At 70.1% G+C, this 24,475-nt stretch carries 20 protein-coding genes; 1 reads left to right on the top strand and 19 read right to left on the bottom strand.

The annotated features are described in order from the left end of the window. Position 1: 1 nt before the first annotated feature. From RR1_RS08495 to RR1_RS08460, 8 genes are all read right to left on the bottom strand, one after another. Complete coding sequence (locus RR1_RS08495; RefSeq protein ID WP_010838686.1) at positions 2 to 940, bottom strand: pseudouridine synthase; 939 nt, start codon at positions 938 to 940, stop codon at positions 2 to 4. A gap of 57 nt (positions 941 to 997) precedes the next feature. Then, positions 998 to 2,890, bottom strand: a complete 1,893-nt coding sequence (locus RR1_RS08490; RefSeq protein ID WP_040773683.1) for a BCCT family transporter — start codon at positions 2,888 to 2,890, stop codon at positions 998 to 1,000. A 122-nt stretch (positions 2,891 to 3,012) separates the two neighbouring features. After that, positions 3,013 to 3,330 carry a DUF2469 domain-containing protein gene (locus tag RR1_RS08485; protein ID WP_040773709.1) on the bottom strand — a complete coding sequence of 106 codons (318 nt, stop codon included), beginning with the start codon at positions 3,328 to 3,330 and terminating at the stop codon, positions 3,013 to 3,015. A 120-nt stretch (positions 3,331 to 3,450) separates the two neighbouring features. Beyond that, a complete protein-coding gene (locus RR1_RS08480) occupies positions 3,451 to 4,245 on the bottom strand; it encodes a ribonuclease HII (RefSeq protein WP_071990745.1) in 795 nt (264 codons plus the stop codon). 21 nt (positions 4,246 to 4,266) lie between these two features. Then, positions 4,267 to 5,067 (bottom strand): signal peptidase I, encoded by an 801-nt coding sequence (gene lepB / locus RR1_RS08475; RefSeq protein ID WP_010838682.1) that lies wholly within the window; start codon positions 5,065 to 5,067, stop codon positions 4,267 to 4,269. Positions 5,068 to 5,157: 90 nt separating this feature from the next. Further along, on the bottom strand, positions 5,158 to 5,499 hold the full coding sequence (gene rplS, locus RR1_RS08470) for a 50S ribosomal protein L19 (RefSeq protein WP_010838681.1): 342 nt from the start codon (positions 5,497 to 5,499) through the stop codon (positions 5,158 to 5,160). Then, positions 5,496 to 6,512 (bottom strand): hypothetical protein, encoded by a 1,017-nt coding sequence (locus RR1_RS08465; RefSeq protein ID WP_010838680.1) that lies wholly within the window; start codon positions 6,510 to 6,512, stop codon positions 5,496 to 5,498. Before RR1_RS08465 ends, rplS begins: the two co-directional genes overlap by 4 nt. Before the next feature lie 41 nt (positions 6,513 to 6,553). Next, complete coding sequence (locus RR1_RS08460) at positions 6,554 to 8,908, bottom strand: Tex family protein (RefSeq protein WP_010838679.1); 2,355 nt, start codon at positions 8,906 to 8,908, stop codon at positions 6,554 to 6,556. An 89-nt stretch (positions 8,909 to 8,997) separates the two neighbouring features. On the opposite strand from RR1_RS08460, the gene RR1_RS22285 reads away from it, so the two are divergent. Continuing rightward, a complete protein-coding gene (locus tag RR1_RS22285) occupies positions 8,998 to 9,960 on the top strand; it encodes a serine hydrolase (RefSeq protein ID WP_051111203.1) in 963 nt (320 codons plus the stop codon). Between the two features lie 3 nt (positions 9,961 to 9,963). On the opposite strand, the gene trmD is transcribed toward RR1_RS22285, so the two are convergent. From trmD to smc, 11 genes are all read right to left on the bottom strand, one after another. Next, positions 9,964 to 10,653, bottom strand: coding sequence for a tRNA (guanosine(37)-N1)-methyltransferase TrmD (gene trmD / locus RR1_RS08450; protein WP_040773700.1), 690 nt, complete (start codon positions 10,651 to 10,653; stop codon positions 9,964 to 9,966). An 8-nt stretch (positions 10,654 to 10,661) separates the two neighbouring features. Next, positions 10,662 to 11,222 (bottom strand): ribosome maturation factor RimM, encoded by a 561-nt coding sequence (gene rimM, locus RR1_RS08445; protein ID WP_010838676.1) that lies wholly within the window; start codon positions 11,220 to 11,222, stop codon positions 10,662 to 10,664. A 12-nt stretch (positions 11,223 to 11,234) separates the two neighbouring features. Continuing rightward, positions 11,235 to 11,477, bottom strand: coding sequence for an RNA-binding protein (locus tag RR1_RS08440; RefSeq protein WP_010838675.1), 243 nt, complete (start codon positions 11,475 to 11,477; stop codon positions 11,235 to 11,237). Then, a complete protein-coding gene (gene rpsP / locus RR1_RS08435; protein ID WP_010838674.1) occupies positions 11,474 to 11,911 on the bottom strand; it encodes a 30S ribosomal protein S16 in 438 nt (145 codons plus the stop codon). Before rpsP ends, RR1_RS08440 begins: the two co-directional genes overlap by 4 nt. Positions 11,912 to 12,087: 176 nt before the next feature. After that, positions 12,088 to 13,173, bottom strand: coding sequence for an amidohydrolase family protein (locus RR1_RS08430; protein WP_010838673.1), 1,086 nt, complete (start codon positions 13,171 to 13,173; stop codon positions 12,088 to 12,090). 6 nt (positions 13,174 to 13,179) lie between these two features. Then, positions 13,180 to 14,739 carry a signal recognition particle protein gene (gene ffh / locus RR1_RS08425; RefSeq protein WP_010838672.1) on the bottom strand — a complete coding sequence of 520 codons (1,560 nt, stop codon included), beginning with the start codon at positions 14,737 to 14,739 and terminating at the stop codon, positions 13,180 to 13,182. A 93-nt stretch (positions 14,740 to 14,832) separates the two neighbouring features. Further along, positions 14,833 to 17,292: a [protein-PII] uridylyltransferase gene (locus tag RR1_RS08420; RefSeq protein ID WP_371836780.1), complete on the bottom strand. Its 2,460-nt coding sequence runs from the start codon at positions 17,290 to 17,292 to the stop codon at positions 14,833 to 14,835. 154 nt (positions 17,293 to 17,446) lie between these two features. Then, the gene (locus tag RR1_RS08415) at positions 17,447 to 17,785 is read right to left on the bottom strand and encodes a P-II family nitrogen regulator (RefSeq protein ID WP_040773680.1); all 339 of its coding nucleotides are present in this window, start codon (positions 17,783 to 17,785) and stop codon (positions 17,447 to 17,449) included. An 87-nt stretch (positions 17,786 to 17,872) separates the two neighbouring features. Next, positions 17,873 to 19,177: an ammonium transporter gene (locus RR1_RS08410; RefSeq protein WP_040773677.1), complete on the bottom strand. Its 1,305-nt coding sequence runs from the start codon at positions 19,175 to 19,177 to the stop codon at positions 17,873 to 17,875. Positions 19,178 to 19,377: 200 nt separating this feature from the next. Continuing rightward, the gene (gene ftsY, locus RR1_RS08405; protein ID WP_010838667.1) at positions 19,378 to 20,799 is read right to left on the bottom strand and encodes a signal recognition particle-docking protein FtsY; all 1,422 of its coding nucleotides are present in this window, start codon (positions 20,797 to 20,799) and stop codon (positions 19,378 to 19,380) included. 78 nt (positions 20,800 to 20,877) lie between these two features. Next, on the bottom strand, positions 20,878 to 24,471 hold the full coding sequence (smc, locus tag RR1_RS08400) for a chromosome segregation protein SMC (protein WP_072713622.1): 3,594 nt from the start codon (positions 24,469 to 24,471) through the stop codon (positions 20,878 to 20,880). Positions 24,472 to 24,475 lie beyond the last annotated feature (4 nt).

Below are 24,475 nucleotides of genomic sequence, written 5' to 3'. Positions count from 1 at the left end.
GCTACGACGACGCGGCGAGCAGCGGCAGCGATCTGCCACTGGCGAAGCGCCGAGGCGCGCCGTCGATCGGGTCGACGAACTCGAGTTCGCTCGCGAGCAGCTGCAACGGCCTGGTGAAATCGTCGACGTCGACCTCCCGCACGACCGGATACAGCGGGTCGTCGACGATCGGGATCCCCAGCCCGTTCAGGTGCGCGCGCAGCTGATGCGTGCGGCCGGTGTGCGGTTCGAGCCGATACACCCCGCGCTCACCGAGCCGTTCCTCCAGTGCGATGACCGTGACCGCATTGGGCTCGACCCCGTCGCGCTCGCAGTCCTGGACGTCCACCTGCCACCGCCCCCGCGCCTTCACGATCCGATTGCGCACGGTGCACGGCAACGCGAGCGACGGGTCGACCGGCGCCAGCGCTCGATAGACCTTGCGGACGTCACGGTTCTGGAACAGCGTCTGATACGGCCCGCGCCATCGCCGCTCGGTCGCGAGAACGAGCACCCCGGACGTCACGCGATCGAGCCGATGCACGGGCGAGAGCTCCGGAAGGCCGAGTTCTGCGCGCAGCCGGACGACGACGCTCTGCCGCACGTGCCTGCCGCGCGGAATCGTCGACAGGAACGGCGGCTTGTCGACGACGACGATCCGCTCGTCGCGGTGAAGGACGTCGATCGTGCCGGGGACGTCGGGCTCGTCGCGCAGATCCCGGTGGAACCACACGAACGTGTGCGGCCGGTACCGATCCCCCGCCGCGACGGACGCGCCGTCGTCGTACACGAAACGGGCGCCGCACAGCATGGCGTCGACGTCGACACGCTCGGGCAGCCGCTCGCGAAGCCACTCGCCCATCGTCGACCACGGCGTGCCGCGATCGGGAGAACGGTCGGGGGCGCGCAGCCACGCCGCCGACAACCCGTGCCGCTGCGGCAGCGGCGAACGTGGTGGCATCGGCCCATGATATCTGCGCGTGGCCCGCGGGCCCGCCCCCGACCGGACGGGAACGGCTCAGTCGTCCCGGTCCGCGTCCTTCCGCTTCTCCGGGTCGATGGCGCGCTCGTGCGCCTCCGCGGACTCCTCGAACTCCGGCGTCTCGAACGTCTCGCCGCCGAGCGGGTCCTCCGGGTGGATGTTCTGGGCGACGGTGACCTCGCCGCTCTCCGGGTGAACGTTGACCGCATGCTGCGGCAGATCGTGCACCGCGAGCACCATCGGCGCATCCGGGCCGTCGGAGATGTCGTGATCGAGCGATCGCTGCGGAACGAGGCCCGCGAGGGTCGCCGAGATTCCCGGCCTGCCCTGCCGTCCCCCGCGCGGCGCTGCGGTGGGCTCCGTCGTGACGGCGCCGCCGCCTTCCCGGACCTGCACGCGCACGTACCGGGGAGTCGTCGCGACGTCGTAGTGGAAGGCCTTGAGCATGGCGATACACGCGAGAACCATGATGATCGAGAACGGTACAGCCGTGGCTATCGACATCGTCTGCAGCGCCGTGAGCGAACCGCTGCCACCGATGAGGAGGAGCACCGCGGCGGCGACACCCTCGACCACGGACCAGTACACGCGGGTGATCTTCGACGTCTCGATCTTGCCGCCCGTCGAGAGCATGTCGATGACGAGCGAGCCGGAGTCCGAGGACGTCACGAAGAAGAAGATGATCACGAGGATCGCGAGCACGCTGGTCACGGTCGAGAGCGGATAGTCGCCGAGCAGCTGGAACAACGACGTGTTGTTGTCGACGGAGCCGTCGGCTGCGAGCATGTCGCCCTCGTCGCGCTGACGAAGGATCGCGCTGTCACCGAAGATCGTGAACCAGATCGTGCTGACGATGGTCGGCGCGAGCAGGACTCCGAACACGAACTGACGGATCGTACGGCCACGTGAGATCCGGGCGATGAACATGCCGACGAACGGCGCCCAGCTGATCCACCAGCCCCAGTAGAAGATCGTCCAGGCACCGGCCCAGCCGTCGTCGGAGAACGGAGCCGTCCGCAGCATGAGCTCCGGAAGCGCCTGGACGTAGTTGCCGAGGTTCTGCACCCACGACTGCAGCAGGAAGAGCGTGGAACCGAGCAGGAACACGAACAGCGCGAGCAGCGCCGCGAGCGTCATGTTGATGTTCGACAGCCACCGCAGGCCCTTGCTCACACCGGAGACGACGGAGTAGATCGCGAGCGCCGTGATGCCCGCGATGAGCAGAATGGTGACCCAGTTGTTCACCTCGATCCAGCCGAGGTACTCGAGGCCGGCGGAGATCTGCTGGATACCGAAACCGAGCGACGTCGCGACACCGAACAGCGTGCCCACGATCGCGACGACGTCGATGACGTTGCCGATCCAGCCCTCGATGCGGTCCCTGCCGAGCAGCGGTTCGAGGATCCAGCGCACCGACAGCGGCCGTCCCTTGCGGAACGTCATGTAGGCGAGCCCGAGGCCGATCACGACGTAGATCGCCCAGGCGTGCAGGCCCCAGTGGTACAGCGTGAGCTCGAGCGCCTGATTCGCGGCGGCGTCGGTCTGCCCGTCGATTCCGCCCGCTTCGGGGGGCGTCACGTAGTGCGACAGCGGCTCGGCGACGCCGTAGAACACGAGGCCGATGCCCATGCCCGCGCTGAAGAGCATCGCGAACCAGGACAGCACACCGAACTCGGGTTCTTCGTCGTCGCGGCCGAGCTTGATGTTGCCGATCCGCGACAGACCGCAGTACAGCGCGAAGGCGACGAACCCGGTCGCTGCGAGCACGTACCACCAGCCGACACCGGCGGTGATGCCGGAGTTCAGCCGATCGAACGCGTCGGCCGCGGTACCGGAGTACACGACCGAGAAGACGATGAGGACGAGGATGACGATCGACGCGGGGACGAACACCGGTTTGTGGAGTTCTCGCCAAGCGGACCGGAACACGAGGTGGGAGCCTTCCGTCGGGAATCGGGCAGCGCACACCGCGGCCGAGGACGCGGCGACCGAGTCACCGTAGCGCCGTTGGCCGGTGCCGTGGGGGCAGTTGAGCCTCTACGGCGTCTACGTCAGCGCAATCCGTCGTCCGGCAGGCGCAGCTCGGGCTTGTCGAGCTCCTCGATGTTCACGTCCTTGAACGTGATCACCCGCACGTATTTGACGAACCTCGCGGGTCGGTACATGTCCCAGACCCACGCGTCGGACATCCGCAGTTCGAAGTAGATCTCGCCGTCCGCGTTGTGCGGGATCAGCTCGACCGAATTCGCGAGATAGAAGCGGCGCTCGGTTTCGACGACGTACGAGAACTGCCCGACGATGTCCCGGTACTCCCTGTACAGGGACAGTTCCATCTCGGTTTCGTACTTCTCGAGATCCTCGGCACTCATCGGTCGGTGCATCCTCCTGCTTCTCGTCTGGCGCGATCATGGTGACGATCCATCATCGCGCACCTCCACCCGGTTCCGTGCACGCACCGGGCTCGTTCATCCGACCACACGCCCATCCGGCTACACCGCATCCGTCGTGGCGTGGTCTCCCACGACGTCGGAATCGCCGGTGTACTCCTGGGTTTCCGCGTACTCCTGGGTCTCGGTGTACTCCTGTGTCTCGACCTGGTCGACGCGCGCCCCGTGCACGATCGCGCGCACGTTCGACCACGACATCCGGTGCTCACCGGACGCCCCGAGATCCGAGATCGCGCCCATGTGCCGGCGCGTGCAGTACCCCTTGTGCACCGCGAACCCGTATCCCGGGAGATCCCGATCGAGATCGACCATGATCCGGTCGCGCGTGACCTTCGCGAGCACGCTCGCCGCCGCGATGCACGCGGCCGCCGCGTCGCCACCGATCACCGGCAGGGACGGCGCGGGAAGACCGGGGACGCGGAAACCGTCCGTCAGGACGTATCCCGGCGCGGTGTCGAGGCCCGCGACGGCGCGCCGCATCCCCTCGATGTTCGCGCGGTGCACCCCCATCGCATCCACCTCGGCCGCCGAGAACTGCACGACGCTCCACGCCGACGAGTACCGGACGATGAGGGGGAACAACTCCTCGCGCACCTTCTCGGTGAGCTTCTTCGAGTCGTCGAGTCGTGCGAGCGACGGGAGCGGCCGTGGCGGTAGGACGCACGCGGCGACGACGAGCGGACCGGCACACGCGCCGCGGCCGGCCTCGTCGACACCGGCCACCGGGCCGAGTCCGCAGCGCAGCAGTGTCGATTCGACGGTGCGCAGCCCCGCAGACCGCCGGATGGTGGCACGAGGAGGCCACGCTCCCGGCGCGCGAGGGGATGGTGCGGACACTGGTGGATCGCCTGTTTCCGGTCAGTTCTGGATCTCGGGGGCGGGTACGGAACCCATGCGCGACGGCGGCAGCACGATCCAGCGAGCCTTGCCGATGACGTTGTCCACCGGGATCGTGCCCTGATACTCGTCGTTCACGTGATACCGAGAATCCGCCGAGTTCGAGCGGTTGTCACCCATCATCCACAGGTTGTCGTCGGGAACGGTGACCGGGCCGAAGCAGCGCGGCGACTTCAGATCCGTCTCGCACGTCATCTCGCCGGGAACGAACGGGAAGTCCATCTGCACGTACGGCTCGTCGATGGGCTGACCATCCACCAGGATTCGGCCCTCGTCGTCGCAGCATTCGACGGTCTGCCCGCCCGTCGCGATGACCCGCTTCACGAGATCGTTCTCGTCGGGGGCGACGAGTCCCACGTAGGACCCGACCTCCTGCAGGCCGCGCACGACGACGTTGTCGGAGCGCGTGGACACGAGATCGTGCGACCACGAATCGGGCCCGCGGAAGACCACGACGTCGCCGGGGCGCGGGTCCGAGAAGCGGTACCCGATCTTCTCGACGACGATGCGGTCGCCCGTGCAGCCCGGGCAGCCGTGGAGCGTGGGTTCCATCGACTCCGAGGGAATCAGATACACGCGTGCGACGAAGGTCTGGAGCAGGAAGCTCAGGACGAGCGCGACGAGGATCAGGATCGGCAGCTCGCGCCAGAACGAACGCTCCTTCTTGCCCTCTCCGTCGTCTCCGTCGACCGTCGCGAAGCGCGCGAGCGGATCGTCGTCACCGGCAGCGGGCGGGGGCGTCCCCCTCGGCGAATCTGTCACCGAAACAGAGTAGCCCGGCACCGCGCGAACGCGGTGCCGGGCTACGGCGCGGTGACGTGACCGTCGAGCGGAGGCTCGGCGGCGCAGCCGTCAGCGCTTCTCCTTGATCTTGGCGGCCTTGCCACGCAGGTCGCGCAGGTAGTAGAGCTTCGCGCGGCGAACGTCGCCTCGCGTCGCGACCTCGACCTTGGCGAGGTTGGGGCTGTGGACCGGGAACGTACGCTCGACGCCGACGCCGAACGACACCTTGCGGACCGTGAAGGTCTCGCGGATGCCACCGCCCTGGCGGCGGATCACGACGCCCTTGAAGACCTGCACGCGCTCCTTCGAGCCCTCGATGACCTTGACGTGCACGTTCAGGGTGTCACCGGGACGAAAGTCGGGGATGTCGTCGCGGAGGGACTGGGCGTCCAGGAAGTCCAGGGTGTTCATTTTCCATCCTTGCGTTCTTCGCAGCGAGCAGAGGAACCGAGCGGCGACCCGACGGTGTCGTCGGAGCTCGACTGGTTCGTGCCCAGATCGTGGGATGCCGCCGCGGACGTGTCGGCCGCACGCGAGGCATGCGGAGAACGGACCTGTCCAGGCAACCTCCCCATTGTGCCAGACTCGCCCGTCGCAGGCGAAATCGGCGGCGGGGCCACGGTGACGGCGCGGTCGATGCGGCGCCGGGCCTCCACTCGTGCGCGGTCCTGGTCCGGCCGGCCCGCGACGAGATCCTGCAGATAGATCCGCGCCTCCTCGACCGGTACCCGCCAGCGCTTCTCGTGCTCGATCGCCCGCGCGGCCCTGGCGTCACCGGCCCGATAGAACCATCGTGCCCACGGCGCGGCGGGACGGCCGACGCGGATCGCTCCCACGACGAGCAGCGGCGGCACGAACAACCCCACCAGCCCGGTCCAGATCTTCCCCTTGAGCAGCACGATCACGGCCAGCGCGAGGTTCACGACCGTCGCGACGCCCACCCCGACGCGCAGTCCGACCCCCGACGCCTCCGCCATCTCGGCCGAGCGGATCGCGGCGAGCGGATGCACCCCGATCAGGAAGAGCGCGGTGATCCCGATCGCCGTGAACACGGCGTCCACCGACACCCTGCCCTGCTCGCTCCAGTAGACGTCGCGCAGGTAGAAGATCAGCGCGAACTCGTCGAGGATGAGCGCCGCACCGATCCCGATCGCGCTCGCGAGCGCTGTCGAGGCGACGCGGTTCGCGGACTCGATCGTCGCGAGCAGCGGGACCACCGCGGCGAACACGATGACCACACCGAAGACGGCGTGGTGGATGTGCTGGCCACCCGGCGTGATGTTGCCGGGCCACCACCGCACGTTCGCGCGGATCATGCGGGTGCTCAGCCGGATGAACAGGAACGTCAGCACGAATCCGACGAAGAAGCCGAAGAGCTGGACGTGCCCGTGATCGACGATCTCGCGCTGGAACCACGCGGCCATCCACCCACTATCGCAGCCCGCTCACACCGACCCGGGCCGAATCACCTGCCGAAGCCCGCCTTCCGGAGTGCGTCCGCCATCGACCCGGACGCCGCGGGCGCCGCTGCTCCCCCACGTCCGCCACGGCCGCCGTCGCCGCGGCCCTGGTTCCGTCCACCGCGGCCGCCCTCGGCCCGGCCACCGTTGCCGCGGCCGCTGCCGCCCTGTCCGTTGCCGTTGCCCCTGCCTCCGGCGCCGCCGCGCTTCGGTGCGCCCGGCTCGTCGTCGAGACGCAGCGTGAGGCCGATTCGTTGCCGCTCGACGTCGACCTCGAGCACCTTGACCTTCACGACCTGTCCCGACTTCACGACGGTGTGCGGATCGTTCACGAACGTCTTCGACATCGCCGACACGTGCACGAGCCCGTCCTGGTGGACACCGACGTCCACGAAGGCGCCGAACGCCGCGACGTTGGTGACGACGCCCTCGAGGATCATCCCCGGCTTCAGATCGCCGACCTTCTCGACGCCCGCCGCGAACGTCGCCGTCACGAACTCGGGTCGGGGGTCGCGTCCGGGCTTGTCGAGTTCGCCGATGATGTCGCTGACGGTGGGCACCCCGAATGTGTCGTCGACGAAGTCGGCGGGATCGAGCGAGCCGAGCACCCGTGCGTTGCCCACGATGCCCGTGACATCGCAACCGGTCCGCTCGAGGATGCGATGCACGACGGGATAGGCCTCGGGGTGCACCGCGGACGAGTCGAGCGGATCGTCGCCGCCGCGGATCCGCAGGAAGCCGGCGCACTGCTCGAACGCCTTGGGGCCGAGCCGCGGCACCTTCGTCAGCTCGCGGCGGGACCGGAACGGGCCGTTCGCGTCGCGATACGTGATGATCGCCTCCGCGAGCGACGCCGTGACACCCGAGACCCGCGAGAGCAGCGGCACGGATGCGGTGTTGACGTCGACGCCGACCGCGTTGACGGCGTCCTCGACGACGGCGCCGAGCGAGCGCGCGAGCAGCGTCTCCGAGATGTCGTGCTGGTACTGCCCCACACCGATCGACTTCGGGTCGATCTTGACGAGTTCGGCGAGCGGGTCCTGCAGGCGGCGTGCGATCGACACCGCACCGCGAATCGAGACGTCGAGATCGGGCAGCTCGCGCGACGCGTACTCGGACGCCGAGTAGACCGAGGCGCCCGCCTCGGAGACGACGACCTTCGCGATCCCGCTGCGACCCGACCTGGCGACGAGTTCGGTCGCGAGTGCGTCGGTCTCGCGCGACGCCGTGCCGTTGCCGATCGCGACGAGGTCGACGCCGTGTTCGCGTACGAGGCGGTCGAGCGTCGCCAGCGCGGCGTCCCACCTGTTGTGCGGCTGATGCGGGTGGATCGTGTCGTACGCCAGGACCTTGCCCGTGGCGTCGACGACGGCGACCTTGGTTCCCGTCCGGAATCCCGGGTCGAGTCCCATCGTCGTGCGGGTGCCCGCGGGGGCAGCGAGCAGCAGATCCTCGAGGTTCTTCGCGAAGATCGTGACGGCGTCCTCTTCAGCGGCACGACGGAGCCGCATCCGGGTGTCGATGCCGAGTGTGACGTTGAGTTTCGTCTTCCACGCCCAGCGCACGGTGTCGAGCAGCCACCCGTCGGCGGGGCGGCCCCGGTCGGCGATCCCGAAGTGCGCGGCGATGCGCTCCTCGAAGACGGAGCGCACGGCGTCCTCGGGCTGCTCGGCGTCCGGGACCAGCGTGAGCGAGAGCACCTCCTCCTTCTCGCCGCGCAGCAGCGCGAGGATGCGGTGCGACGGCAGCGACGTGAACGCCTCGCCGAACTCGAAGTAGTCCGCGAACTTCGCGCCCGCCGACTCCTTGCCGTCGCGCACCACCGATCGCAGGCAGCCGCGTTCCCATACGAGCGAACGCAGCTCGCCCACGAGATCGGCGTCCTCGGAGAACCGCTCGACGAGGATCGCGCGGGCGCCGTCGAGCTGCTCGGCGGTGTACGACGCGGGATCGATCGTGGGATCCGAGGCGAGGGCGTCGGCGACGGGCTCGTGGCCGGCTTCGCGCGCGATCTGCGCCTTGGTCCTGCGCTTCGGCTTGTACGGCAGGTAGATGTCCTCGAGCCGCGCCTTGGTGTCGGCCTGCGCGATCTGCGCGCGCAGAGCGTCGTCGAGCTTGCCCTGCTGGTCGATCGACTCGAGGATCGCGGCGCGCCGTTCGTCGAGTTCGCGGAGGTAGCGGACGCGCTCGTCGAGCAGACGCAGCTGTGCGTCGTCGAGACCGCCGGTGGCCTCCTTGCGGTAGCGGGCGACGAACGGCACCGTCGCACCGCCGTCGAGCAGGCCGACGGCTGCGGCCACCTGCGACTCTCGTACGGACAGTTCATCGGCGATACGGTGGATCACGGTCGGCGAGTTCACGAGGCACGACCCTACCGAGCGGGTCCGACCGAGCGACTCTACGATCCTGCCGAGCGCGTCACGCGCCCATCGGCGAAGGGATACAACTCGTGCACGGGTCCAGGCGACGCTCCACGACGGCGCTCGTGGTCGCGGCCATCGCAGCGGTGGTTCTCGGTGCGACGGCGTGCGCCCCGCCGCCGAGCATCGTCGCCGCCGGCACGGGCGCGCCCGCCGAGGCGGCCGCCGTCGCCGATGCGGATTCCGCGGAGGATCGGCTCGACGACGCACGCGAGTACGCGGAGAGTCGCGACGCGGCGCTCACCGCGGTCGTCGTCGATCTGGCGACCGGCGCGAGCACCGGCGTCGATCCCGAAGACCCGATGCTCTGCGCGTCGGTCGCGAAGCTGTTTCTCGCCGCCCAGGCCTTCCACCTCGACGCGACCGGCGAGCACGTACTCGACGACGACCGCGAGTTGCTCCGGACGATGCTGGCGGGCTCGGACGATCTCGCGGCGGGCGTGCTGTGGAACGAGTACGGTCCCGACGTCGTCGCCGACGTCGCGCAACGCTACGCGCTGACCTCGACATCGGCCCCGGTCGACGAACTGTGGTGGAACACGGTCTCGACGCCCGCCGACATCGCGTCGCTGTACCAGGGGATCACGCAGGACCGTGACGGCCTCGGCCCGGACCGAACCGCCGAGTTCCTCGATCACCTCCGGGCATGGACGCCCGTCGCGACCGACGGCTACGACCAGAGTTTCGGGCTGCCCACGGTGCTCGGGGCCCCGCCGGTGCTCGCCCCGAAGCAGGGGTGGATGTGCTGCATCGACGCCCGGTGGGTCCACGTGTCGAGCGCGCTCGTCGGCGACCGGTACGCCGTCGTCGTGTCGGTGAGCGAGGACGTCCGGTACCCGGACGACGACGTGATGACGGGGATCCTGCCCGACACGTCGTGGACCGACGCGCGTGACGACGCGAGTGCAGCGCACGCGCGCGACACGATCACCGAGGTGGTGCGGATCCTGTTCCCGGACGGCGCCGTCGATGCCGCGTGGTCGGAGAGCTAGCGGTCAGTCGAGCAGATCGGGCCTGCGCTCGCGAGTGCGCTCGAGCGCCTGATCACGGCGCCACCGCTGCACCTTGGCGTGATCGCCGGACAACAGGACACCCGGCACCTCGAGGTCGCGCCACACCGCGGGGCGCGTGTAGGAGGGCCCTTCCAGGAGGCCGTCGGAGAACGAATCCTCCTCGTGCGACTGCTGATTGCCGAGAACGCCGGGGATCAGCCGGGCGAACGCCTCGACCATCACGAGGACGGCGGCCTCGCCGCCGATGAGCACGTAGTCGCCGATGCTCACCTCCTCGACACGGACCCGGCGCGCGGCGTCGTCCACGACGCGCTGATCGATGCCCTCGTAGCGTCCGCACGCGAAGACGATGTGTTCCTCGGCGGCCCACCGCTGCGCGGTCTGCTGCGTGAACGGCACGCCCGCCGGGGTCGGCACGACGAGCAGCGGATCGTCGCTGCCGCCGAGCGGAAGGACGTCGTCGAGCGCGGGACCCCACACCGTGGGCTTCATGACCATGCCCGGCCCGCCCCCGTAGGGCGAGTCGTCGACCGACTTGTGGACGTCGTGCGTCCAGTCGCGCAGATCGTGCACACCGACCGTGACGATGCCCTTGTCGATCGCCTTGCCGAGCAGCGCCGCGCGCAGCGGCTCGAGGTACTCGGGAAAGATGGTGATCGTGTCGATGCGCATCGCCGCGGTCACTGCTGCGGCGAGTCGCCGGCGGCGAAATCCGGATCGAGCAGCCCCTCCGGCGGGTCGACGACGACGTATCCGCCCGCCACCGACACCTCGGGCACGATCGCGGTGACGAACGGCACGAGGATCTCGCGACCGCCGCCGTCTCCCCCGACAGCGCGGATCGAGAGCAGTTCGCCCGCCGCCGAATGGAGCACCTCGGTGACGGTTCCGATCTCGTCGCCGTCGACGGTGCGGGCGACGAGTCCTTCGAGTTCGTGATCGTAGAACTCGTCCGGATCGTCCGACGGCGTCAGCTCGGACGAATCGATGACGAAGAGTGTTCCGCGCAGGGCGTCCGCCTCGGTGCGGCCGTCCACGCCACGCAGACGCAGCAGAAGCCGCCCGGAGTGTTCCCGGGCGGCTTCCACCGTGTACTGCGTCGTCTCGCGGGCGCGCGGCGCACGTGCGGTCAGCACGGCACCGGTCGCGAACCGCGCCTCGGGCTCGTCGGTCCTGACCTCGACGACGAGCTCACCCCGGATGCCGTGCGATTTCACGACACGACCGACGACGAGTTCCATGATCGGGACGCGTCAGCGGTCGGTGTCGATGACGTCGACGCGGATGCCCCGGCCACCGATCCCGGTAACGAGGGTGCGCAGCGCCGTCGCGGTGCGGCCACCGCGGCCGATGACCTTGCCGAGATCCTCGGGGTTGACGTGCACCTCGACGGTGCGGCCTCGACGGCCCGACAGCATCTCGACGCGGACGTCGTCCGGATTGGCGACGATACCGCGAACGAGATGTTCGACGGCGTCGGCGACGACGGCGCTCACTTGTCGGCAGCCTCGGCGTCCGCCGGAGCCTCGGCCTCGTCCTTGGCGGCCTTCTTCTTCTTGGGCGTGATCGCCTCGGCGGCCGGCTCGTTGTCGGCCTGCGCGAGGGCGGCCTGGAACAGTTCGAGCTTGCTCGGCTTGGCCTCGGCCTTCTTCAGCGTGCCCTCGGCACCCGGGAGGCCCTTGAACTTCTGCCAGTCACCCGTGATCTTGAGCAGCTGCTCGACGGGCTCGGTCGGCTGCGCGCCGACTCCCAGCCAGTACTGAGCGCGCTCGGAGTCGATCTCGATGAAGGACGGGTCCTCCTTCGGGTGGTACTTGCCGATCGTCTCGATCGCGCGGCCGTTGCGGCGGGTGCGCGAGTCGGCGATGACGACCCGGTACTGCGGATTGCGGATCTTGCCGAGCCGGGTGAGCTTGATCTTGACAGCCACTGCTGCGTTCTCCTTCTTCAGCGCAGGAAACTGCGCATGTCACGTGCAATTCAGCGAAGTGCCCGGATGGCACGACCGGTTTTGCCTCGAACCTGTGACCGTCGCGCGGGCGTACCCGGCTGCGACGACAGCTCACCATTCTGCCAGAACGACCGGCACGACGAGAAAACGGCCGGTCAGCGTCGTGCGTGCACGACGCCGCGCACCATCACGGCGACGGGTTCGGTGAGCGCGCCCGGCTCACGGGGGTCGCGGGAGTACACCGTGAGGTCGGCGCTCGCCCCGGGCCGGAGGGACGTGTGCCCCAGCCATTCCCGGGCCGACCAGCTCGCGGCGGCGAGAGCGCCGGTCGCCGAGAGCCCGGCGCGGCGCAACTCGTCGACCTCGTCGGCGATGCGGCCGTGGCGGATCGAGCCGCCGGCGTCGGTCCCGGCGTGGATCCGCACGCCCGCGTCGTGCGCGGCGCCGATCGTCTCGTAACGGCGGGCGTGCAGATCGCGCATGTGTGCCGCATATACCGGGAACCGTGTCGCGGAGTCGGCGATCTCGGGGAATGTCGCGATGTTGATCAGGGTGGGGACGAGCGCCACGTCGCCCTCGGCCATGGTCTCGATCGTCTCGTCGGTCAGCCCCGTGCCGTGCTCGATGCAGTCGATCCCAGCCGCGAGCAGACCCGGGAGCGCGTCCTCGCCGAACACGTGCGCCGTCACGCGCGCGCCCTCGTCGTGAGCCGCGGCGATCGCGTCCTTCAGGATCGCGTCGCTCCAGAGCGGGGCGAGATCGCCGAGATCCCGGTCGATCCAGTCGCCCACGAGCTTGACCCAGCCGTCCCCCGCGCGCGCCTGCCGCCGCACCTCGTCGGGCAGCTGCGCTTCGTCGTCGAGGTCCACGGGAAGTCCGCGGATGTACCGCTTGGGCGTGGCGATGTGCCGTCCGGCCCGCACGATGCGCGGGAGTCCGGGCATGTCGTCGACGAAGCGCGTGTCGACGGGCGAGCCCGCATCGCGCACGAGCAGGACGCCCGCGTCTCGTTCGATGCGCGCCTGCTCCAGCAGGCCCTCGCGGGTCTCGCCGCCGCCCCCGCCGTACCGGATTCCGATGCGGCAGTGGGCGTCGACGAGGCCCGGCAGGATCCAGCCGTCCGGCGCGAGCGATTCCGCGCCCGGCAGCGGTTCGTCGGTGAACACGCCGTCGTCGGTGACCCAGAGTTCGATCGGGTCACCACCGGGGAGCGTGCGGCCCCGCACGTGCCAGCGCGCCACGACGGGCTACTTCTTCGGCAGCTTGAGCTTCGACAGATCGAATCCCTCGAGCCCCGGCGGCAACTCGTCGAGCCCCTTCGGCATCTGCGAGATGTCGGGCATCCCCGGCATGCCACCGGGCATTCCGCCCGGGAAGCCGCCCTTCACCTTGGGCGGGGTCGGGCCGCGGCCACCCTTCTTGCCCTTCTTGCCCTTCTTCGAGCGCTGGTTCTTGCGCGCCCCGGGCATGCCCATCCGGCCGGCCATCGCGGTCATCATCTTGCGGGCCTCGAAGAAACGGTCGACGAGCTGATTGACGTCGGAGACCTTGACGCCCGAGCCGTTCGCGATGCGCAACCGGCGCGACGCGTTGATGATCTTGGGGTTCTCGCGCTCGGCGGGCGTCATGCCGCGGATGATCGCCTGCACGCGGTCGAGCTGCTTCTCGTCGACGTTCGCGAGCGCGTCCTTCATCTGGCCCGCGCCCGGGAGCATGCCCAGCAGGTTTCCGATCGGCCCCATCTTGCGGACGGCCATCATCTGCTCGAGGAAGTCCTCGAGCGTCAGCTCGCCCGATCCGATCTTGCGGGCGGTCGACTCCGCCTGCTTCTGATCGAAGACCGTCTCCGCCTGTTCGATGAGGCTGAGCACGTCACCCATGCCGAGGATGCGGCTCGCCATCCGGTCCGGGTGGAAGACGTCGAAGTCCTCGAGCTTCTCACCGGTCGAGGCGAAGAGGATCGGCTCGCCCGTGACCTCGCGGACGCTGAGCGCGGCGCCACCACGGGCGTCACCGTCGAGCTTCGTCAGCACGACGCCGGTGAAGCCCACGCCCTCGCGGAACGCCTCGGCGGTGCTGACGGCGTCCTGGCCGATCATCGCGTCGAGGACGAAGAGCGTCTCGTCCGGCTGCACGGCGTCGCGGATGCCCGCGGCCTGGGCCATGAGCTCCTCGTCGATGCCGAGGCGGCCCGCGGTGTCGACGATGACGACGTCGTACTGCTTGCTGCGCGCTTCGGCGACACCTTCACGGGCGACCTCGACGGGATCGGACGCCGAGACACCGAGCTCGTTGTCGCCACCACCCACCGACGTGCCGGGATGCGGAGCGAACACCGACACGCCTGCGCGTTCGCCGACGATCTGGAGCTGCTGCACCGCGCCGGGACGCTGCAGGTCGCACGCCACGAGCAGCGGCGTGTGCCCCTGTGCCTGAAGCCATTTCGCGAGCTTGCCCGCGAGTGTCGTCTTACCGGAGCCCTGCAGGCCCGCGAGCATGACGACGGTGGGCGGCGTCTTCGCGAGCCGCAGCCTGCGGGTCTCGCCGCCGAGGATGCCGACGAGCTCCTCGTTGACGATCTTGACGACCTGCTGCGCCGGATTGAGCGCGCCCGACACCTCGGCGCCCTTCGCTCGCTCCTTGATCTTGGCGATGAAGGCACGCACGACAGGGAGCGCGACGTCCGCCTCGAGCAGGGCGAGCCGGATCTCGCGCGCGGTCGCGTCGATATCGGAGTCGGACAGTCGCCCCTTGCCGCGGAGGTCCTTGAGGGCTCCGGTCAACCTGTCCGAGAGGGATTCGAACACCGAGTGGTCTCCTGGGATCGTGCGTATGTGCCGACGTCCACACTAGCGGTCGGACGCCCGGGGGCACGCGGCGACCGCGAGCCCCGGCGCCCGTCAGCCCTCGTCGGCCCCGGGGCGCGGCTCCGGCCGCGGGCTCGGGACGACGGCGAGCAGCGCGCGCTCGATCCGCTCGCGGGCGGCGCGGGTGTCGGCAGCGGAGAGATCGAGGCAGAAGGAGTCGATCACCGTCGTGCCGAGCGTGCTCACCTTCGCCCACAGGATGTCGGCGCCGCAGGTCTCGAGTGCGCGGGCGAGCCGCGACAGCAGTCCAACGCGGTCCTCGGCACGCAGTTCGAGAATCACCTGGTGCGGCACCGGCGTGTCGAACCACAGCACACGGGGCGGCGCCTGGGCGTAGAGCACGGGCACCGCGTCCGGGCGGTCGCTGCCGAGTTCGAGCGCACGCGATTCCCGTTCCTGCGCGTCCTTCGCGTCGAGCCGCTCGTGGAGATCGAGTTCGCCCGCGTTCGCCCGCAGCAACTCCTGCCGCAGCAACCCGGCCTCGGGTGGCGTGCCGAAGTGCGGCGCGACGACGAACGAGTTCACGGCCGATCCCTCGTGGCTTCCGAGCGATGCCGTCAGCACGCGGAGCCCGTGCAGCGCGAGCACGCCCGCCTCGCGCGAGAGCAGTGCCGCGGAATCCGGTGCGACGACCGTGACGCGCCACGTGTGCGCGGAATCGGCCTGCACGATGTCGACGTGGACACCGCCGTCCGCTCCGCGTGCGACGAGGTCCGGGTCCAGCGGGTCGGGCTCCGGGAGCGTCTCCCCCGCCATGACGAGCCGGCAGCGCCGGACGAGTTCACCGATGAGCGTGGCCTTCCAGTCGCCCCACACGCCGGGCCCCGTCGCGAGCGAGTCGGCCTCGGCGAGCGCGTGGAGCAGTTCGAGCAGCGTCGGATCCCCGCCGATCGCCTCCACGACCCGCTCGATCGTCGCGGGGTCCTCGAGATCGCGGCGCGTCGCGGTCTCCGGGAGCAGCAGGTGATGGCGCACCATGGCGCTGAGGATCGTGACGTCGGACGGCCACAGTCCCATGCGTCGCCCGATCTGCGTCGCGAGTTCTGCACCCACGACGCTGTGGTCGCCGCCGCGTCCCTTGCCGATGTCGTGGAGCAGGGCGCCGAGCATGAGCAGGTCCGGCCGAGACACTCGCGTCGTGAATCCGCTGGCGTAGGCCGCCGTCTCGACGAGATGGCGATCCACCGTCCAGGTGTGGACGGCGTCGCGCGGCGGCAGATCGCGAACCGCGCCCCACTCCGGCAGCAAGCGGCCCCACAGCCCGGTGCGGTCGAGCGCTTCGATCACCGGCACGCTGCGATGGCCCGAGCCGAGCAGCACGAGGAGTTCGCCGACGGCGTCCTTCGGCCACGGCTCCCGAAGTTCCGGCGCACTGTCGGCCAGCCGGGCGAGCGCCCCGGATCCGATCGGCAGGCCCGTCTGCGCGGCGACGGCCGCGACACGGGTGATGAGCGCGGGGTCACGCTTGGGTCGTGCGTCCCTGGCCAGGGCGACCTCGCCGGAGTGCTCGACGACACCTTCGTCGAGAGGGCGCCGCACGGGCGGGCGCCGCAGCCGTCCGAGCCCCCGGCGCGGCAGTGCGTTCGACGCCGTCCTGATCCCGACCTCCACCGCATAGCTGATGGTGCGGGCCGAATCGCTGAGCAGCCGTGCGAGATCGAAGCGGTCGCCGATCCGCAGCGCGGCCCCGATCTCGTCGGCGTCCTGGGCGAGGAGCTGATCTCGGGCGCGCCCTGCGACGCGATGCAGTTCGGTGCGGACGTCGAGCAGTCCGTTGTGCGCGTGGGCGACGCCGCCGCCGGGAACCTCGGGACCGAGCCCGTCGGTGAGCTGGGCCGCCGCGAGCGCGTGCAGCAGTTGCACGTCGCGGAGCCCGCCGCGTCCGCTCTTGAGGTCCGGTTCGGCGCGGTGGGCGATCTCACCGCTGCGCCGCCAGCGCGTCCTGGTCTCCTCGATCAGATCGTCGAAGCGGTCACGGATGTCGGCGCGCCACGCTCGCCGCACGCTTCCGATGAGCTGGGTGGACAGTTCGACGTCGCCGGCGATGTGGCGCGCTTCGAGCATCCCGAGGACGGCCGGGATGTCCGAACCGGCGACGGCGAGCGCCTGTGGCACCGTTCGCACACTGTGGTCGAGCTTGATGTGTGCGTCCCACAACGGGTACCACAGCTGATCGGCGACCGCACCGACGACGTCCGGCGCGAGGTCCTCGTCGTAGAGCAGCACGAGATCGAGGTCCGAGTACGGCAGCAGCTCGCGGCGGCCGAGCCCGCCGACCGCGACGAGCGCGAAGCCCGAATCCGGCAGGATTCCGACTTCCTGGGCCTTGGTTCCGAGCCAGAACTCGTGCAGATCGACGAGCGCCTGACGCAGACCGGCGGCGTCGAGCCGGCGGCCGTGCCCCGACGAACCGGGCGCCCCGCCACGCAACTGGTCCCGGGCCCGCGCGAGGTCCGCCGCAGCATTCGATCCCGGCACCTGACTCACGGTCACTCCTCCTCGATCGCGGCACGGGCCGCGGATTGTTCGCCCGTCGCACCCGACGGACCTCACCAACAGGAACGGCCCCGGCTCCACCACCCGTGACGGCGGCGGAGCCGGGGCCCCTGCTTCACCAGTTGGAACTGTTCACCCGAACGGTGAACGATCAGAGCGCGTCGGCGCCCCGCTCACCGGTGCGGACTCGGATCACCGAGTCGACGGGAGAGACCCAGACCTTGCCGTCGCCGATCTTGCCGGTGCGAGCAGCCTCGACGATCACCTCAACGACCTTGTCGACCGCGGCCTCGTCGACGACGACCTCGACTCGGACCTTCGGTACGAAGTCCACCGAGTACTCGGCGCCGCGGTAGACCTCGGTGTGACCCTTCTGCCGGCCGTAGCCCTGCACCTCGCTGACGGTCATGCCCAGCACGCCCGCCTGCTCGAGTCCGGACTTGACGTCCTCGAGAGTGAACGGCTTGACGATTGCCGTGATCAGCTTCATTTTCTGTCCCTTCCCACGCCTTCGATCGATCCGCTGCGATGTCGGCGCTGTCGTCGCGCCGAACATGTGTCGTGTCCCATCTAACCGCTATGCGAGGTCGTACGCGGTCTCGGCGTGCTCGGATTCGTCGATTCCTCGCTTCTCCGACTCCTCCGAGACGCGCCAGCCGAGCGGCTTCAGCGCGAACGCGATGATCGCGGTCATCACGGCGGTGAAGATCAGTGCGACCACCGCGATCACGATCTGGATCACGAGCTGCTGGTAGTCGCCACCGTAGAACAGACCCGTCTCGGTTCCGAGGAAACCGATCGCGACGGTGCCCCACAGGCCGGCGACCAGGTGGACGCCGACGACGTCGAGCGAGTCGTCGTAGCCGAACCGGAACTTCAGGCCGACGGCGAGCGCCGACAGGATGCCGGCGACGACGCCGAGCAGGATCGAGCCGACCGGGCTCAGCGAGCCGGCGGCGGGGGTGATCGCGACGAGACCGGCGACGGCACCCGACGCGGCGCCGAGGCTCGTGGCGTGGCCGTCGCGGATCCGCTCGGTGAGCAGCCAGCCGAGGATCGCGGCCGCGGTAGCCGTGGTGGTGTTGACCCAGGCCAGGCCAGCGCCACCGTCCGCGGCGAACGCCGAACCGGCGTTGAAGCCGAACCAGCCGAACCACAGCAGGGCCGCACCGAGCATCACGAACGGCAGGTTGTGCGGGCGGAAGGCGGTCTTGCCGAAGCCGAGCCGCTTGCCCACCACGACTGCCAGGACGAACGCGGCGATACCGGCGTTGATGTGGACGACCGTGCCGCCCGCGAAGTCGATCGGCTCGACGGCGGCGACGAGTCCGCCTTCACCGTCGTCGACCGTGCCGAACATCCAGGCCGCGATGCTGTTCTCCGAGCCCGAGAGCAGGCCGCCACCCCACACCATGTGCGCGAGCGGGAAGTAGACCAGCGTGACCCAGACGGCCGAGAAGAGCATCCACGTCCCGAACTTGACGCGCTCCGCGAGCGCACCGCTGATGAGCGCGGTCGTGATGATCGCGAACGTGGTCTGGAAGCCCACGTCGATGATGTTCGGGTAACCGGCGGCGCCGGCGATGAAGTTGCCTTCCTCGTCCATGATCGAGTCCTTCAGACCGAGGAACTCGAACGGGTTGGCGAAGATTCCGCCGATGCTCTCGGTGCCGTAGGACATCGACCAGCCCCACAGCACGTAGATGACGGCGATGACGGCCATCGAACCGAACGACATCATCATCATGTTCAGGACGGACTTCTGGCGGGACATTCCGCCGTAGAAGAACGCCAGGCCGGGGGTCATGAGCAGCACGAGTGCCGATGCCATCAGCATCCATGCCGCGTTGCCCGAGTTGGCCAGCAAATCGTCGGGGCTCAACTTGTCTCCTCCTTGTCGCGCGCTCTGCTGCACGTCGTCAAGGAGCACTCTCATTTCACGATGTTTCCGGCATGGCGCACCACTGTTTCACGCATGTGAACGAATCCGCACATCGTGTTGCATCTGGGTATCACCAGGCGATTTCGCTCACCTGCCGGTCGGTTTCGTGCGCCACGGCCGGCCGACGCCGTGCGGGACGGTCAGCCCAGCAGAGCGTCCACGAACGCGCCCGGTTCGAACGGCGCGAGATCGTCGGCGCCCTCGCCGAGACCGACGAGCTTGACCGGCACGCCCAGCTCGTGCTGAACCTGGAACACGATGCCGCCCTTCGCCGTCCCGTCGAGTTTCGTGAGCACGACGCCCGTGATGTCGACGACCTCGGCGAACACCCGTGCCTGGGCCAGACCGTTCTGGCCGATCGTCGCGTCGAGCACGAGCAGAACGTCGTCGACGGAGGCCTTCTTCTCGACGACGCGCTTGACCTTGCCCAGCTCGTCCATGAGTCCGGTCTTCGTGTGCAACCGGCCCGCGGTATCGATCAGAACGACGTCGACCCCGGCCTCGGTGCCCTTCGCGACGGCGTCGAACGCGACAGCCGCGGGATCGGCGCCTTCCTTACCGCGCACGACCTCGGCACCCACGCGGTCGGCCCAGGTCTGCAACTGATCGGCGGCGGCGGCACGGAAGGTGTCGGCCGCGCCCAGGACGACGCGGCGGCCGTCCGCGACGAGCACGCGCGCCAACTTGCCGGTCGTGGTCGTCTTGCCGGTGCCGTTCACACCGACGACGAGCAGAACCGCGGGGTGATCGTCGTGCGGGAGCGCCCGCACCGAGCGGTCGAGGTCGGGCCGCAGTTCGGCGACGAGCACCTCGCGCAGCATCGCGCGCGCCTGTGCTTCGGACGCCACGCCCCTGGCCGCCATCTCCTCGCGGAGCCGCGTCACGACCTTGGTCGTCGTCGCGGTGCCCAGGTCGGCGACGAGCAGCGTGTCCTCGACCTCCTCCCACGAGTCCTCGTCGAGGTCGCCACCGCCGAGCAGACCGAGCAGGCTCTTGCCGACAGCGTTCTGCGAACGCGAGAGCCGGCCGCGAAGCCGGTCGAGCCGGCCTGCCGTCGGCGCGATCTCCTCGATCTGCGGTTCGGGCGCGGGTTCCGGTTCGGGGGCGGGCGCAGGCTCCGGTTCGGGTGCCGGAGCGGGCTCGGGTTCCGGTGCAGGGACGACTTCGGGTTCGTGGCTCTCGGTCGCGGGCGCGCTCTCCGGCTCGGCGACCGGGGCGCTCTCGGCACGCGGCGATTCGGTGACGGGCGGCTCCGCGGTGACCGGCGGTTCGGGCGTCACGGGAGGCTGGGCCGTCACGGGAGGCTCGGGGGCGACCGGCGGCTCGACCGGCACCGGCGTGGGCTTCCGCGGTGCGGGCGGCGCCACGGTGGGTCCCTGGCTGAAGTTGAATCCGCCACCGGCGGTGTATCCGCCGGAGCGATCCTTCGCCTTCTCCACCTCCGCGGGCTCCGGTGAGGTCAGCGACACCCGGCGACGACGGTAGAGCACTCCGCCGACGACGAGTGCCACGACGAGAACCGCGAGCACTGCCGCGACGATGATCCATGCTTGAGCAGTCACCGGGCCATTGTTTCACCGTGAGGCGCACGGCGAGGGCGCGACCCGCGCGCGTCGTCGGGCCCGGCGAGGACCGGCGGATCAGGCCGAGCGGATGTCCTGCCCGCGCAGCCGCTGCGAGATGACGGTGGTGATGCCGTCGCCGCGCATGCTCACGCCGTAGAGCGCGTCCGCGATCTCCATCGTGGGCTTCTGGTGGGTGATGACGATGAGCTGCGACTTCTCGCGCAACTGCTCGAACAGCCCGATGAGCCGCCGCAGATTCGTGTCGTCGAGCGCGGCCTCGACCTCGTCCATGACGTAGAACGGCGACGGCCGTGCCCGGAAGATCGCGACGAGCATCGCGACGGCGGTGAGCGACTTCTCGCCGCCCGACAGCAGCGAGAGGCGTTTGACCTTCTTGCCTGGCGGACGGGCCTCGACCTCGATACCGGTCGTGAGCATGTCGGACGGATCGGTGAGCACGAGCCGGCCTTCGCCGCCCGGGAACAGCTTGCCGAACACCTGCGCGAACTCGCGTTCGACGTCGGTGTACGCCTCGGTGAACACCTGCAGGATGCGGGCGTCGACCTCCGCGACGACGTCGAGCAGGTCCTTGCGCGCGCTCTTGACGTCCTCGAGTTGCGTCGAGAGGAAGTTGTAGCGCTCCTCGAGTGCCGCGAACTCCTCGAGTGCGAGCGGGTTGACCTTGCCGAGTGTCGTGAGGTCCTTCTCGGCACGCTTGGCCCGGCGTTCCTGGGTCGCGCGGTCGTACGGCACGGGTGCGGGCCGCACGACCTGCTCGCCACGTTCGCGGGCCGCCTCGTACTCGGCGAGTTCCTGTTCGCTGGGCGGAAGCGGAACCTCGGGGCCGTACTCGGCGATCAGATCGGCGGGGGCCATCCCGTGCTGCTCGACGACGGCGTCCTCGAGCTGCTCGATGCGCAGTGCGGCCTGGGCTCGCGCGACCTCGTCGCGGTGGACGGCGTCGGTGAGCGAGGACAGCCGGGCGGTGAGCTCGCGTACGCGCGTCTTCGCCTCGTCCACGGTCTGCGCCCGTTCGTTGCGGGCGCGGGCCAGCTCGTCCCGTTCGGCGCGCGCGGTCTCGACGACGAGTGCCAGTCGTTCCCGGACCCGCTCCCCCGCGCTCGCGACGGCGGTCGCGATCTCGGCGGCGCTGCGGCGTGCTGCGCGGGCGCGTTCGGCACGGGCACGCGCGTCGCGTTCGGCACGGGCCTGGCGACGCAGCGCGTCGGCGCGGCCGCGGACGGCGTCGGCGCGCTCCTCGGCCGTCCGCAACGTCAGCCGTGCGTCGACCTCGACGGCGCGCACCTCGGCGACGGCCGCGGCGGCGCTCTCGCGTTCGAGATCCGTCGACGACGTGGAGCCGTCGTCGTCGTGCGGGCGGTCGGTCTCGGCGAGGCGCAACCGCTCCTCGAGTTCCACGAGTTCGGTGAGGGTGTCCTCGCGGCCGCTCTCGGCGCGTCGCCGCTGATCGCCGAGCCGGTCGGCCTCGGCGCTCGCCGCGCGCGCGGCCTGCCCCAGCCTGCCGAGCTGCTCGTACACGGCGGACAAGGCGGCGTCCGATTCGTTGAGGGCCGCGAGTGCCTGCTCGGCGAACTCGGTGCGGGCGTCGACCTCCTCGCGGGCTCCCGCGAGCGACGCCGCGAGTTCCTCGGCGCGACGTTCGGCGTGCGTGAGATCGGCGCGCGACGCGTCGATCGCGGCCTGGATCTCGATCGTGCTCTGCTGCCGCTCCGCGCCGCCGGTGAGCCAGCCGGGCCCCACGACGTCGCCGTCGCGCGTGACGGCCCGCAGTTCGGGGGCCTGCCGGACGAGGCCGGTGGCCTCGGCGAGCCCGTCCACGACGACGACGTCGCGCAGAATCGACGCGAGCGCACCCCGCAGCCGCCCGTCGCACGTGACGACGTCGGCGGCCCACCGCGCACCGGCACCGCCGGGGACGGCCGAGCGCGGGCTCGGCGCGTCGCCGCCGAAGACCACCGAGGCGCGGCCTTCGTCGCCGGCCCGCAACGCGGCGACCGCGGCGATCGCGGCGTCGGCGGACTCCGCGACGACGGCCTCGGCCGCGGGGCCCAGCGCCGCCGTGATCGCGGCCTCGTAGCCCGGCTCGACGGTGAGGGTGTCGGCGAGTGTGCCAGCGACACCGGAGTCGCTGCGGCCGAGCAGCCAGCCCGCGGCGTCCCGACGTTCGAGGCCGACGGCGAGCGCATCGATTCGGGCGCTCAGCGACGCGACCTGCTGGCCTGCCGTGCGCTCGTCGTCCTGCAGTTGCTGGAGCCGCTCGCGGGCCGCGGCGAGCGCGGCCTGCGCGCGTTCGTGATTCGAGTCGAGGCCGAGTTCACCGGCGTCGAGATCGCCGATCGTGTCCTGTACCTGCTCGAACTCGGCCTGCGCGGTGTCGGCGCGGGCTCGGGCCTCGTCGATGGCGGCGGTGAGGCGCGCGACCTCGGCGTCGGTCGAATCGGCGCGGGTCCGCAGCGTGTCGACGCGTCCCGACAGTCGCGCGAGGCCCTCGCGGCGATCCGCGATCGCGCGCACCGCGGCGAGGTGTGCGCGCTCCGCCTCGGCGGCTGCCTCCTCGGTCGCGGCGAGCTGTTCCTGCGCGGCGTCGAGCGCGGCGCGCGCGATCTCGACACCCTCCGCGAGTTCGGCTTCCTCCTGCGCGACGCGTTCCGCGCGCTCCTCCATCCGGTCCGGGTCCTCCCCGCGCGGCGGTTCCGGATCGCTGTCGAGGTGACGGGCGCGTTCGCTCGCGATCCTGACGGTCGCGCTCATGCGCTCCGCGAGGGCGGACAGCCGGAACCACGTCTGCGACGCCGCCTCCGCGCCGGGCGTCAGTCGCGCCAGATCCTGCTCGTGCCGGCCGAGTTCCGCGTTCGCCTCCTCCAGTTCGCGGGAGACGAGGTCGTACTGCTCGCGCGCAGCCTGTTCCGAAGTCACCTGCGCTTCGAGTTCGCCACGCCGCGTCACGAGATCGTCCGCCGCGAGCCGCAGCCGCGCGTCACGCAGGTCTGCCTGGATCGTCTGGGCGCGCCGCGCGACCTCGGCCTGCCGCCCGAGCGGCTTGAGCTGACGGCGCAGTTCGGTGGTCAGATCGGTCAAGCGCGCGAGGTTGGCCTGCATCGAGTCGAGCTTGCGTACCGCCTTCTCTTTGCGCTTGCGGTGCTTGAGGACGCCCGCGGCCTCCTCGATGAACGCCCGCCGGTCCTCGGGCCGGGATTCGAGGATGGCGGCGAGCCGGCCCTGCCCGACGATGACGTGCATCTCGCGGCCGATGCCGGAGTCGCTGAGCAGTTCCTGGACGTCCATGAGCCGGCACGACGAGCCGTTGATCTCGTACTCGCCCGCGCCGTCGCGGAACATCCGGCGGGTGACCGACACCTCGGAGTAGTCGATCGGGAGTGCGCCGTCCGAGTTGTCGATCGTGAGCGTGACCTCCGCGCGCCCGAGCGGCGCACGGCCCGCCGTCCCGGCGAAGATGACGTCCTCCATCTTGCCGCCGCGCAGGGCCTTCGCGCCCTGCTCACCCATCACCCACGTGAGGGCGTCGACGACGTTCGACTTGCCCGAGCCGTTGGGCCCGACGACGCACGTGATTCCGGGTTCGAACCGCAGCGTCGTCGCCGACGCGAAGGACTTGAAGCCCTTGAGCGTCAGACTCTTCAGATGCATTCGG

The sequence above is a fragment of the Rhodococcus rhodnii NBRC 100604 genome (genome assembly GCF_001894925.1).
Taxonomy (GTDB): Bacteria; Actinomycetota; Actinomycetes; order Mycobacteriales; family Mycobacteriaceae; genus Rhodococcus_F; species Rhodococcus_F rhodnii.
This window is presented reverse-complemented; position numbering and strand designations above follow the sequence as displayed.

Bases quoted from the DNA above. Each gene is read 5' to 3' on its own strand.
- RR1_RS08485 (WP_040773709.1), bottom strand. From the start codon at position 3,330: ATGAGTGCCGAGGATCTCGAGAAGTACGAAACCGAGATGGAACTGTCC.
- trmD (WP_040773700.1), bottom strand. From the start codon at position 10,653: ATGCGCATCGACACGATCACCATCTTTCCCGAGTACCTCGAGCCGCTG.
- RR1_RS08415 (WP_040773680.1), bottom strand. From the start codon at position 17,785: ATGAAGCTGATCACGGCAATCGTCAAGCCGTTCACTCTCGAGGACGTC.
- smc (WP_072713622.1), bottom strand. From the start codon at position 24,471: ATGCATCTGAAGAGTCTGACGCTCAAGGGCTTCAAGTCCTTCGCGTCG.
- rplS (WP_010838681.1), bottom strand. From the start codon at position 5,499: ATGAACACCCTGGACTTCCTGGACGCCCAGTCCCTCCGCGACGACATC.
- rimM (WP_010838676.1), bottom strand. From the start codon at position 11,222: ATGGAACTCGTCGTCGGTCGTGTCGTGAAATCGCACGGCATCCGGGGT.
- RR1_RS08465 (WP_010838680.1), bottom strand. From the start codon at position 6,512: ATGGCCGCGTGGTTCCAGCGCGAGATCGTCGATCACGGGCACGTCCAG.
- RR1_RS08495 (WP_010838686.1), bottom strand. From the start codon at position 940: ATGCCACCACGTTCGCCGCTGCCGCAGCGGCACGGGTTGTCGGCGGCG.